The sequence below is a fragment of the Corynebacterium sp. HMSC06C06 genome (genome assembly GCF_001807295.1).
GTDB classification, from domain to species: Bacteria; Actinomycetota; Actinomycetes; order Mycobacteriales; family Mycobacteriaceae; genus Corynebacterium; species Corynebacterium striatum.
Genome location: NZ_KV788514.1, coordinates 1 through 12,302, shown reverse-complemented (window position 1 = coordinate 12,302; position 12,302 = coordinate 1). Strand labels below are relative to the sequence as shown.

Annotated in this window: 12 protein-coding genes; all 12 read right to left on the bottom strand. The window is 58.2% G+C overall.

Annotated features, from left to right (window positions below; all coding sequences use genetic code 11):
* Positions 1-50: 50 nt before the first annotated feature.
* The 12 genes from scpB to HMPREF3153_RS13065 all read right to left on the bottom strand — a co-directional run bounded on the left by scpB (position 51) and on the right by HMPREF3153_RS13065 (position 11,964).
* Positions 51-596 carry an SMC-Scp complex subunit ScpB gene (gene scpB / locus HMPREF3153_RS10215; protein WP_046645379.1) on the bottom strand — a complete coding sequence of 182 codons (546 nt, stop codon included), beginning with the start codon at positions 594-596 and terminating at the stop codon, positions 51-53.
* Positions 597-690: 94 nt separating this feature from the next.
* The gene (locus HMPREF3153_RS10210) at positions 691-1,488 is read right to left on the bottom strand and encodes a segregation and condensation protein A (RefSeq protein WP_070420776.1); all 798 of its coding nucleotides are present in this window, start codon (positions 1,486-1,488) and stop codon (positions 691-693) included.
* 11 nt (positions 1,489-1,499) lie between these two features.
* On the bottom strand, positions 1,500-2,372 hold the full coding sequence (locus HMPREF3153_RS10205) for a ParA family protein (protein ID WP_034657531.1): 873 nt from the start codon (positions 2,370-2,372) through the stop codon (positions 1,500-1,502).
* A gap of 318 nt (positions 2,373-2,690) precedes the next feature.
* Positions 2,691-3,587, bottom strand: a complete 897-nt coding sequence (gene xerD, locus HMPREF3153_RS10200) for a site-specific tyrosine recombinase XerD (RefSeq protein ID WP_070420775.1) — start codon at positions 3,585-3,587, stop codon at positions 2,691-2,693.
* Entirely contained in the window at positions 3,584-4,222 is a 639-nt protein-coding gene (locus HMPREF3153_RS10195) for an NUDIX domain-containing protein (protein ID WP_005531422.1), read from the bottom strand. Before HMPREF3153_RS10195 ends, xerD begins: the two co-directional genes overlap by 4 nt.
* Before the next feature lies 1 nt (position 4,223).
* The gene (locus HMPREF3153_RS10190; protein ID WP_070420774.1) at positions 4,224-5,144 is read right to left on the bottom strand and encodes a copper transporter; all 921 of its coding nucleotides are present in this window, start codon (positions 5,142-5,144) and stop codon (positions 4,224-4,226) included.
* Positions 5,144-6,337 (bottom strand): putative cytokinetic ring protein SteA, encoded by a 1,194-nt coding sequence (steA, locus tag HMPREF3153_RS10185; RefSeq protein ID WP_210385574.1) that lies wholly within the window; start codon positions 6,335-6,337, stop codon positions 5,144-5,146. The genes HMPREF3153_RS10190 and steA overlap by 1 nt, the downstream gene beginning before the upstream one ends.
* 17 nt (positions 6,338-6,354) lie before the next feature.
* Positions 6,355-8,031: a DNA repair protein RecN gene (recN, locus tag HMPREF3153_RS10180; protein WP_070420773.1), complete on the bottom strand. Its 1,677-nt coding sequence runs from the start codon at positions 8,029-8,031 to the stop codon at positions 6,355-6,357.
* Between the two features lie 28 nt (positions 8,032-8,059).
* Positions 8,060-8,941 carry an NAD kinase gene (locus HMPREF3153_RS10175; protein ID WP_049062695.1) on the bottom strand — a complete coding sequence of 294 codons (882 nt, stop codon included), beginning with the start codon at positions 8,939-8,941 and terminating at the stop codon, positions 8,060-8,062.
* Positions 8,938-9,747: a TlyA family RNA methyltransferase gene (locus tag HMPREF3153_RS10170; RefSeq protein ID WP_070420772.1), complete on the bottom strand. Its 810-nt coding sequence runs from the start codon at positions 9,745-9,747 to the stop codon at positions 8,938-8,940. Before HMPREF3153_RS10170 ends, HMPREF3153_RS10175 begins: the two co-directional genes overlap by 4 nt.
* 151 nt (positions 9,748-9,898) lie before the next feature.
* Positions 9,899-10,882 carry an HAD-IIA family hydrolase gene (locus HMPREF3153_RS10165; RefSeq protein ID WP_046645387.1) on the bottom strand — a complete coding sequence of 328 codons (984 nt, stop codon included), beginning with the start codon at positions 10,880-10,882 and terminating at the stop codon, positions 9,899-9,901.
* 2 nt (positions 10,883-10,884) lie between these two features.
* Positions 10,885-11,964 carry a tetratricopeptide repeat protein gene (locus HMPREF3153_RS13065; protein WP_246817196.1) on the bottom strand — a complete coding sequence of 360 codons (1,080 nt, stop codon included), beginning with the start codon at positions 11,962-11,964 and terminating at the stop codon, positions 10,885-10,887.
* Positions 11,965-12,302 lie beyond the last annotated feature (338 nt).

Genomic DNA, 12,302 nt, shown 5'->3' with positions numbered 1-12,302 from the left:
CTCCGTGTCCAAAAAGCCCATGGACATAACAATTCTGACCTAATGCTGCGCTAGTACTCCGCATCAATCTGCTCGAGGTCAGGCAACAGCGGCGCCAGGTCCGGCAGGCGCTCCAGTGAGTCGATTCCCAACAACTCCAAAAAGAGTTCGGTCGTTTCATAACGGTGCGCCAGACCCTCTTGGGGCAATTCCCTAACCAGTCCACGTACGGTCAGCGTGCGCATTACGCCGTCCACGTTAACGCCACGGACTCCAGCGACTTGCGCGCGGGTAACGGGCTGGCGATAGGCAACGACAGCGAGGGTCTCTAGCGCAGCGCGGGAGAGCTTGGTTTGGGACCCGTCGAGCAAGAACTCCTCAACCGCATCAGCGTTGTCTTGGCGGGTATAGAAACGCCAGCCCTCGGCGGTCTCCCTGAGATCAATTCCAGATCCGCGGGAATCCAATTCGCGCTGAATGGCGCGCAAGTGGTCGCTGACAACGGACTTCTCGAGTTCTAGGGCACGCGCCAAAGACTCAACGGAGGCGGGTGAATCGATAACCAGAAGAATGGACTCAAGACGCGACCGTTGCTGCGAAATCAGGGGAAGTTCCATGCGGGCAACTTTACTGCACGAAGACCGTGCGCCAACAAGCCACTAGCGAGACGCAAAAAAGCACGGTCTCTCCCCTATCCTCTACTTGCTGGAACTAGTCCCAGTTGGCCGCTGCCACAACGGCTGGGTCGACGTCAAGGCCGGTCCACGACAAATCCAGAGGGCCTAAGGACTCGGGCTGCTCGGCTTCGACGGCCTTCGCTTTATACAGCTCCAGCAGAGCTAGGAAGCGGCCCACGACTTCCATCGACACCGTGCAGTCACGGGTCAACGCATCGAAACTCATCCATTGCCCTTGCCCGAGAAGCTTGAGGGTGCTGAGAATCTTGCCGGCCTGTTCCGGCACTGACACCGCCACTTGGTGAATGTGCCCAGTTCCCACTTCCTCAGGCGGTTTGGGCCGAAATACGCTGGCAGCAATCTCTGCAAAGGACGCTGGCGTGTGCCCTAGGCGCACCGGTGGCAACAAGTCCACAAAGGGTTGCTCGATAGACACCGCCCGCGGATAGCGGCGGCGAGCTTCGCGCTGCCATTGCGCAAACTGATCGGCAACCTGCTTATAGGCCTTGTACTGCAAAAGACGTGCGAAAAGCAGGTCGCGCGTCTCAAGGAGCTCGAGGTCATCAAGATCATCTACTTCCCCGCGCGGCAACAAACGAGCTGCCTTAAGGTCCAGCAAAGCTGCAGCCACCAACAGAAACTCTGTGGTCTCATCGAGATCTGCCGTGGTGCCAAGCTGCCGGGTGTACTCCACGAACTCATCGGTGACCTCAGAAAGCGCGACCTCGGCAACGTCGAGCTTCTTGGACTGGATCAACTGCAAAAGCAGATCAAAAGGGCCCTCGAAATTGCGCAGCGCAATTCGAAAGCCCGTAATCTCCGGTTGTGTCACGTGGCCGGCACCTAAACGTTGGAGCGCTCGATGACCTCTTTAGCGAGGTTGCGGTACTGCTGAGCCGCCTGGGAGCTCGGCGCCCAGCTAGTAATAGGCTCACCCGCCACCGAGGTCTCGGGAAAGCGAACAGTGCGTGTGATGACGGTGTCAAAGACCTTGTCACCGAAGTACTCGACCACGCGGTCCATCACCTCACGCGCATGCTTGGTGCGGCGATCGAACATAGTGACCAGAATTCCCATGACTTCCAGGTCAAAGTTAATGCGCTCGGAGACCTTCTCCACGGTATCGGTCAGCAGAGCAAGGCCGCGCAGGGAGAAGAACTCGCATTCCATAGGGATGATTACGCCCTGCGAACAAGCCAACGCATTGACAGTAAGCAGGCCAAGCGAAGGCTGGCAGTCAATAATGATGAAGTCATAGTCGCGGCGAATCGGACGCAATGCACGCGCCAAGGTGTGCTCGCGGCCCACCTCATTAACCATTTGAATCTCCGCAGCGGAGAGATCAATGTTCGCCGGTACCAAGTCCAGGTTAGGAACCGAGGTGTGTTGAATCGCGGAGTGAATCGACGTTTGGCTGTCAAGCATGACGTCGTAAATGGTGTCTTCGATCTGGTCATGCGTGAGACCCAAGCCTGCGGACAAAGCACCCTGCGGATCAAGGTCAACGAGCAGGACTTTACGACCTAGCTCAGCAAGGCACGCACCCATGTTAATGGTAGAGGTAGTCTTACCCACGCCGCCCTTTTGGTTACACATCGAAATGATGGTGGCTGGACCATGCTTTTCCAGCGGAGCCGGTTCTGGCAGCTCACGGATAGGACGACCAGTCAGCCCAACCTGCGCTTCAGAGGCTGAAAACAGTCCCTCTTCACTCACAGTCACACCTGCTTCCTTGACCACAATTCGATCATAAATACGATCTCACACCGCCACGCGGACAGCTCATTACAACGTTGTGATTATAGAGTACCCTCTTCACCCTAAATATCGCGATAATGCGTGACTATCCAGCCTGAAGACTTGAATTAGTGAAAGAATCACCGCGTCGGCCAAAGAACCACGCCAACTGAATCCTTATTCGGGTCGTGCAGAGTCACGATCAACACCGCCGACTGCAGCCGAGTTAATGTTCGCGTCCGCACCCGGAGTATTCCTGCCTCCAAACTGGAAGGCGCAATGTTCAGAGACTCAAGCCTAGGCTCTCGGATGAGCTGTGCGCCAAACTTCCCGCAACGAATCCGCGGTGACATGGGTATAGATCTGCGTCGTCGTCACCGAAGAATGACCCAGCAATTCCTGTACCGTACGCACATCGGCGCCGCCTTCCAGCAGGTGGGTGGCGAAGGAATGGCGAAGCGTATGCGGGGATATTGACTTGTTCAATCCAGCACGCTGGACCGCAAGTTTGAGCGCAGCCCAAGCGCTTTGCCGCGACAAAGCACCGCCACGTGTATTAAGGAAGAGCGCGTGCGACTTTCCCTTCGATAACACTGGCCGCGCACGCACTAAGTACTCCTCAACCGCTTTCTGTGCCTGCGAACCCACAGGCACCATGCGCTGTTTGTTGCCCTTGCCTGTCAGGACCAGAATCCCGTCGTTATCGCTCATGTCATCCACGGACAACGCGATGACCTCGGAGATACGCGCACCCGTCCCATAGAGTATTTCCAGCAGCGCACGGTCGCGAATATCAATTGGGGTCGCGGTCTCCCCATCCGGCACTGAGTCAATGAGTTTTTCTACCTCGTCCACGCGCAGTGTTTCGGGCAGGTGCGCAGCGTTCTTGGGAGGCGCCACCTCCCCGGCCACGTCCACGTCAAGTACGCCCTCAGCCACGCCAAACTTGTGCAGACCTCGTGCCACGACCAACGCCCTGCTTGCCGACGCCGCGGCTAGCCCACCGCGCAAAAACTTCAGGTATTCCTCGACCATGCCACGGTCGACATCCGCGAGATCATCAATCCCATTGTCCGCCAGCCACCCCAAGTAGCGGCGAACATCGCGACGATAGTTGCTCAACGTGTTTGCCGAAGCCCCCTTTTCCACGGCCAGGTGGTTGAGCCACGTTTGGGCGAGTGCTTCCGCTTTCACAGCTTCTTCAGGTCTGGTCCTAGTCGACGCCCCGCCATCGACTTTGGACGAAGTTCGAAAGGCTCGTCAACGCTGCGCGGGGTTCGACCACCTCGCAACACCGCGTACGCGGCAAGAATTCCCGTACACGCAATGGAGTTGGCAATCTCACCGGAGATGACTTGGTCGACGGCATCGTCAAGCGCCACCCAAGCAAAGCCCATGTCTGCTTCCTCGTCCCCCTCAGCGGCCAGCCGCGGCACTTCTGACAAATCCCGCGCTAAGAAGACGCGAACGGCCTCCTCACAGAAGCCCGGCGAGGTGATGATGTCGGCAAGCACCGACCAATCCTGCGCAGCCAAACCTGCTTCTTCCTGGAGCTCTCGGCGCGCCCCAGTTAGCTCATCTTCGCCCTTAATGTCGAGTAATCCTGCAGGAAGCTCCCACAAACGGCGGTCAACGCTGCGACGGTACTGATGAACCATCGCAATGCGCTCCGCGTCGTCAATAGCCACGATGGCCACTGCACCAAAATGCTCAACGACTTCTCGGAAGGCAGTGGTGCCACCAGGCATAACTACCTCGTCTCGGCGCACGGCGATAATCGGGGCGTCGAGAAGCAGCTCGCTTCCCACGACCTCAAAATCGTGAGACATTTTAGATGTCCTCCGGCAGTGCAGGCGCAGCCGCATCAGCGGACGCCGCGGAGCCATAGGCTCCCTTGCCGCCGTCGAGCTGCTCCTTGACCGCCATCACAGCAGCCATACGGGAGACAGTGCGATTGCTCGAGTCGACAGTGGAAATCCCGGACTTCTCTTCCCGCAATCTACCAATGATTCGATCATCTGCGGTCTGCTCCACTCGTGCTGCCACCACGGTGTTTCCACCGGCCGCATCAAATGCCTTGAGGAAGTTCACTGAAGCGTCGGTGTAATAGCCGGAAACGCCCTTGCCACCGACATACACCACTGCTTGAGCAGGCAAGATAGTGCCGTCCTCGTAGTCGATGTAGCCGGCGTCGCGAAGCGCCTGCAAAAGATTTGCGCGGTCCTTAGTCGATGAAAGAGGTTCCGTGGTCTTTGGATCCATCAACAGTGCTGCACCCAAAGCCTGACCGGAGTGCGTGCCTGCATCCACCTTCTTGGTGTCGAGCTTTGTTCCAGCAGGAAGCGCATTTGTCACCAAAGACAAAAGCTTATCCGCGCCTTCCTGGCGGAAAAACTCATCGGTCAAGGTGATTTGTCCTGCGTCTTCTGAGTCAGCAGACTTCAGAAGATCGCGAACAGCACGGACATCCCCTTCATCGGCCTCGCCCGTCGCAATGACCATAACTGGACGCTGTGCGAGGCTGCCATCGACTACCAAAGGAGCGAGCTTATTCATCACCGAGTCGCTTGAGTCAGCTTGCGCCTTGAGAATGTCTTCTAACTGCGCCTTCTTCTGGAACTCCTCGCGCAGAGAATCATCTCCGCCTGCCCCGCCAGAAGGCATGTTCGGAGCGATGGCCAATGCGCCCAAGGCAACGCCAAGAGCCGTACCAAACCCAAGTCCCGCGACGAGAAGCGGCTTAGCTCCCATTACTTAAACCACCCCTGCACGCTCAATGCAATGTTGTTCCACGTATCAATCAAGTTCTGGCCAAAGGAAGCGTCACCGCCAAGTCCCACGATGAGGACAATTGCTGCCAGAGCTACCAAAATACCCAGAACAGCCCACAGCCAGCCGGTGTTGGTCGAGCTGGGCGCGGTATAGAGGTTGATAACTGCATCGGCATCGACCAACCGAGTGCCGGCCTTCATGCGAGAAAGCAAGGCTGCCGGAGTTGCGTGGGCTTCGTTGGCAAAGACATCATCGAGATCGATAGAGCCGCCGACCTGAACGATCATCTGCGCTCCATGGTAGTCAGCAAGAAGCAATGCCAAATCCGTAGCGGAGTCTGTTGCCGCCGGGAAAGTCATTGCGCCGATGCCTAGATCCTGGATGCGCTCAAGGCCTTCAGCAGTGCCGTCTGGTTCCGCCGGAAGGATAACCCGCGCACCACTGCGCAGGGTCTCAGAGCTGATCGCGGAAGGGTCGCCAACGATAAAGTCAGGCTTGTATCCCAGCTCCGCTAAGGTGTCCGCAGCACCATCGACACCGATGATGATGGGTTCATACTCGCGAACGAAGTTGCGCAGCAGCTTGACCTTGTTGCGGTGATCCTGCGAAGGAGAAACCACCAAGACCTTGCGGCCGGCCATCTCCGTGCCGGAATCGGGAACGCCTAGGCCATCGATGAGCAGCGGCCCCTCAGAGTGAATGAACTCGATGGAGTTTCCGAAGTAGGCCTCCATGTGGTCAATCAGCTCGCGCTGTGCTTCAGAGAACTTCTCCTCCGCTTTCTCCCGAGTGACGATGCTGCCAGAAGCAATCTTCTTATCGCCAACGAAGACGGTACCTTCTTCGCTAATGCGGGCCTTCTTGCCATCCTTGAAGCTGGAAACGAACTCCTCGCCCACTCCCTCAACAAGGGTGACATCGGCGTCGAGAAGCATGTGCGGACCGTAGTTAGGGATTGATCCGGTGGTGAACTCTGCGACGTTGATGACTGCGGCAGGTTTAATGTCGACCAGCGTTTGCGCTTCTTGGCGCGAAATGTTGGCGGCATTGATGACGGCAAAGTCACCTTCAGCGAACTTCTTCATGCCCTTTCCGCCTGGCGTGCAGTCGCGCAGCGCGCCGTGTTCACCAGGCAGATCGGAATTTCGGGAAAACAGACTCATGCGCCACATTCTCCCCCGTCACGACATCAATGTGTGGAAGGCGCGCGGAACTGAGCCACTTCTGATTGGGCGCGATCAAACAATTCCTGCGCGTGCGCACGCCCCGTCTCAGTGTCGTCGAGGCCAGCGAGCATGCGCGCGAGCTCCTCAACGCGTTCCTGGGGGCTCAAGTCGCTCACTCCCGAGGTGAACTTCTCCTTGGATACGTGCAGGTGAGAGTCCGCATAGGCGGCTACCTGGGGCAAGTGGGTCACCACGATTACCTGGTTGGAGGTTGCAAGCCGCGCTAGACGACGCCCAATCTCCACCGCCGCGCGACCGCCAACACCCGCATCTACCTCGTCGAATACGAGGGTTCCGCCATCGCCGTCGGAGAGCACAACCTCCAGCGCCAGCATGACTCGGGAGAGCTCACCGCCCGAGGCCGCACTAGCCAATGGTTTGCCGTTGAGCTGGAACTCGACTTCGTCAGCACCCGTCTTCGAGTACTTTGTCTGGCGAACTTCCACCGTGAGATCAGAGTTCGGCATGGCGAGGCCATGGATTTCCTCCGAGACCAACGAGCCTAGGTTCTTGGCGGCCTTGGTACGAGCCTTGGTCAAGGCGGCGGCTTTTTCGACCATTACCTTCTCGGCTTCCATCACTTTGGCACGAAGCTCATCCAGGGCTTCGGCCGAGGTATCCATCGACTCAAGTTTGGCTGCGGCTTCGTCACGCCACGCCAAGACACCATCGATGTCCGCGGCATACTTGCGGGTCAGCTGCTTGAGATCCTGTTGGCGGCGCAGAGACTGCTCTAGCAAGTTTGGGTCTGCTGGCAGCGCACCGAGGTATGCGCCAAGTTCGATAGCAATGTCGGAGAGCTGGCTGGTGAGCTCGCTGAGCCTCTCTCCCAGCGCTGCAAGCTCTTTATCGGTTGCGCCCACCAATGCGCTCTCGGCGCGCCCCAGCAAGCTGGACGCGGCCTCAGCATCATCGTAGGAATCCTCGCCATCGATGGCGGACAGCGCTGTGGCAGCAGCCTCACGAAGGGTGTCGACGTCCTGCAAGCGTTGAATAAGCGTGACCAGCTCGCCGTCCTCGCCAGGCTCCGGTGCGACTTCGCCGATCTCTTTGAGCGCAAACTGCAGGCGGTCTACTTCCTGGGCCAGCTCGCGCCGCGACTCGGTACGGTGCTTGTAGTCTTTGGCTAGCTCACGCCAAAAGCGAAAGGCCTCTGTATATGCCTGCCTAACGGCCGCAATTTTGGGATCCGAGCGATCAACTGCTGCGAGTTGCTGCTCAGGAGCAAGGAGTCGCAACTGGTCATTTTGGCCATGGACCGTGAGAACGTTTGAGGAAAACTCGCCCAAGGTAGCGGCGGGTACTGCCCTGCCGCCGAGGTAGGCACGCGAGCGCCCTGCCGAGGACACGGTACGAGAGACGATGAACTCACCGTTTTCATCGGGATCGCCGCCCACGGCTTCAACCACTTCCGCTGCCTGCGGATGCGAGGTGGCGAAACGTCCTTCAACAGCTGCCTTTTCTGCACCATCGCGTACACGCGATGCGTCGGCGCGGCCACCGGCAAGCAAACGCAAGCCCGTGACAACCATGGTCTTACCAGCGCCGGTTTCGCCGGTGAGGACGGTAAGCCCCTCGGCGAACTCCGCCGAGGAGCGTTGGATGACACCTAAGTCTTCAATGGTGATGTCAACTAACATGCGCTAGCTACACCTGCCTTTCTGTTACTTAGCTTTGCGGGCCGCGCCATCCGTGGACAGGCAAGTGCAGCTTGGACACGAGCCTGTCGGTGAAAGGCTGATTATCAAGGCGCACCCATTTGACCGGGTGTGCACCGCGGACTGCCTCAACGCGGGCGCCTGGCGGCATGGAAATTTCGCGGAATCCATCGAGGATAACAATCGCGGGTGTTGTGGCTGTCGCCGACTCTACCGCGATTTTGGAATCAGGTGAGACCACCAAGGGCTTGGTAAATAGCGCGTGGGCATTGTTCGGTACTACCAACAAGGCATCCAGCGAGGGCCACAGGACCGGGCCACCTGCGGAGAACGCATAGGCCGTAGAACCCGTGGGAGTTGAAATCAGGATGCCGTCGCAGCCGAAGGAAGAAACGGGGCGGCCATCTACTTCCAGGATGGCGTCCAGCACACCAGAACGATTGAGGTTTTCAACGGAGGCTTCGTTAAGGGCCCAGCCACGATCCAACAAGCGACCATTGCAGTCTGAGACCTCGATATCGAGGGTCAAGCGGTTCTCGACCTCGTAGTTGCGGTCGATGACTCGGACGAGCGCCCGCTCTAGCGATTCTGCTTCCCACTCAGCGAGGAATCCAACGTGCCCGAGGTTGATGCCCAACACTGGAACGTCCACGGCACGTGCCATGTCGGCGGCACGCAGGAAGGTGCCGTCACCGCCCAACACGAGGACAAGCTCGCATCCCGCGGCAGCAGCCGGAGTGTGCTCGACGTGTTGCAGGTTTGGCAAGACGTGCTCAGCGGCGCTCACGCGCACCTTGATGCCAGCGTCCTGCAAGATTTCCGCGGCGCGAATGGTTGCTTCGAGGTTGTCAGCACGGCTGGCGTGCGGAACGAGCAAAATTTCGCGCTTCACTGGGGCCCCTCCTCGATGGCCACACGGACCATGTCTTCAATGTCTTCTTCTGAGGTTACCCGTCCGTCTTTGACGAGCCACAGGAAATACTCAACATTTCCGCTCGGGCCAGGCAAGGGCGAGGCTGCAACACCGCGCACGCTGACGCCCAGGGTTTGCGCAAAGCCGGCAACGTCTTGGGTTACTTCCTGACGCAGCTGCGGCGAGCGTACGACGCCCCCGGCGCCAATGCGGTCCTTGCCAACTTCGAACTGTGGTTTAACCATCGGCAGCAACCAAGCGCCGTCAGCCATAACGTCCACGATTGCGGGGAGAACCAGTTTGAGGGAGATGAACGAAAGATCGCCCACCATGGCGTCGCAAGGCCCTTCCGTGAGCTCGAGAGTCAGGTTGCGGATGTTGGTGCGGTCCATGATCTTGACGCGGTCGTCGTTCTGCAGGCGCCACAGGAGCTGGCCATAGCCGACGTCGACGGATAGAACTTCGCGGGCCCCGTTGCGCAGGCAGACATCGGTAAAGCCGCCCGTGGACGCACCAGCATCCAAAACACGCTTATCCTTGACATCAACATCAAAAGCTTCTAAAGCGCCGAGTAGTTTGTGGGCACCACGGGATGCCCAGTCATCGGCCGCGTCAGCTTCGACCTTGATGGAGACCTCGGGCTCGACAACCGTGGCAGGCTTCGATGCCTTGAAACCGCCAACCGTTACTCGGCCGCCTTTGATCATCTCGACAGCCTGCTCTCGCGAACGAGCAATTTTCCTGCGGACTAGTTCCGCATCCAAACGACGCCGCTGTGGTGGCATTAGTTCTCCTGCAAGGCCTCACGCAAAACCGCGTGGGCACGGTCTAACTGGGCTACTTCTTCGCTTAACGAGGCCGCTTCGACACCCAAGATTTCAGACATAGCATTATCCACCTCTTCTGGTGCCATGACGGCCCTGGGATCATGCGGCTTTATCGCCATGCCGCAACAGCCTTCTCTGCGAATTCACTGCGTGGCTGAATATAACGCGGAGGCTCGGGCATCGCCCACGCAACCTCCAGTACTGTGCGCAGTGCTTGGATGGACGTTGACTTGGATTTTCCCCCCTGCAACACAATGTCATAACCGTCGACGCGGGCACGGAAATCTCCTTGCGCACTTGGTTTCGCCACCGCTGTGGGCAGAGAAAGCTCATGGAAACCCGCACCAACAAAAGTAGGTCGCTGCTCTACCGGGGCTTCGATGAGTTCCAGCTCTCCAGAGACGCCAGTCAAGACATGGAAAGTGTTCATAGCTGCAGCGTTGCCACCGGCGATATCCGTGTTCAAGCGGTCGCCGACAGCCAGAGGTTTCTTAGAGCCGACCTTCTTGGCGGCATAGGCGAACATGGCAGGCTCGGGCTTTCCCGCCGAAATGGGCTCTACCCCAGTAGCCGCAGCCACAGCTCCAACGAGGGCACCGTTGCCCACGGCGAAGCCACGCTCGGTGGGCAACGATGTGTCCAAGTTCGAGGCGTAGAACTTAGCACCATTGTTGATGGCATAAGCAGCCTCAGACAACTGTGCCCAGCCCACAGACTTGTCCATGCCTTGCAGAACAGCTGCCGGCTTGTCATCGGCGCTGTTGACTACTTCGTAGCCGGCGTCACGAGCAAGAGCGCGGAAAGAGTCCGCACCAATAATGAGGACCTTGGAGCCAGCTGGTATCTCAGCGCCCATGAGAACCAAGGCAGCCTGCGCAGAGGTGACCACATGTTCGGCATCTGCGTGTAGACCGATCTCGCGGAGCATCTCAGAAACCGCCTGCGGGCTACGCGAGGCATTGTTGGTTACATAGACCGCCGGGACGCCACAGGAGTTGATGACGTCGACAACGCACTGAAGAGGCTGACCGCCCTCCCAGACGGTGCCGTCAAGGTCCAACAGGAGGGAGTCGTGAGCTTTGAGGATGTTCATTTCTAGATTTCGGCCAAGCGCTCAGTTGCGTCGGTCCAATCTCCTTCATCAATCTTGACGGTGTGCTTGAACCACTCGGTGTCCTCATCATTACGGCCGGCTTCGAGCAGCGCATTGGCGTAAGCGTAGGACAAACGGCAAGCGGAAAGGCCGCGTGCTTCCCTGGTGGGGTTAGCTCGCTGAATAGTCACGACTGCCGACTCCGGCTGCCCCATGTCAATACGGGCACCGGCGACGACGATAGCAAGCTCGATAGCGGAGTCTGGGTCCAACTTGCGAGCCTCTTCACTACGACCAAGTTCAACGGCCTTTTCAGGACGGCCAAGACCGCGTTCGCAGTCAGCCATGACCGCCAAGAGGCCAGGACCGCCAGAGATACGGCGCGCGGCACGCAGCTCAGAGAGGGCTTCCTTCCACTCGCCTGCGTGGTAAGCAGCAATGCCGTTGGCTTCACGCGCTACGGCAACGCGACCGGCACGATCCTTGGCGGCACGTGCGTGACGCAATGCGAGCTTAGGATCATCGTCCATCCAGGTGCCAGCCATGATCAGGTGCTTGGCCACAGCCTCCATGTTTTCCTTGGACAGTGAACGCAAATCCTGAAGAACAGAAGGATCAAGATCCTCGATATCGATGTCCAAAGGAAGGTCCGGATCGGTCATGCGGCGGTTAATACGCTCCTCGCGGTAGCCGGAACGCTGCGGATGCGCCTTGCTCTTGTCGTTCCTGTTGCGGCCATTACCACGACGCTCATCACGATTACGGCCACCACGGTTGCCATTGCGGTTGTCTTCACTGCGGCCGCGACGATCATCGCGCCCTCCACGGCGATCGTTATTTCGATTTCCACGTCGGTCATCGCGGTGATCGTCGCGACGGTCATTATCTCGGTAGTTGCGGCGGTTCTCTCGGCGCTCGCTTCGATCCTCTCCACGGAAATCATCACGGCGTTCTCCGCGGCGCTCATCGCGACGATCATTACGGCTGCGCTCATTGCGGGCGCCGTAGCCGCGACGACCTGAGCCACCGATACCGGACCCGTTGCCGCCATCATTACGACCGTTGAAACTGCGTTCAGACATTCAGCCTTACTCTCTTCTTGATTAAAACTCGTCCGTTTCTAACGGCCTAGTCTACAGGCCTTTATGGACAAGACAGAAACTTCTACCCTACGCATTACACGGCTAATATCCAATTCAACCCAACTAAGCCAAACAGAACCAAATAGCAAAACCAACATGCGAAACATAAAGCGCTGACGTTAAGCACCCAAGTAAAACAAAACGGAGCCTCGAATACCGCGCTAAAGCCCGGACACAACCAAACACTAGAGATCATGTGGGTTCTACACATGGATGAACTATCGGCAATTGAAGTAAAACGTCAAGTAGCGCCTGTGCTGTTCCGTTGTTTCGGATAG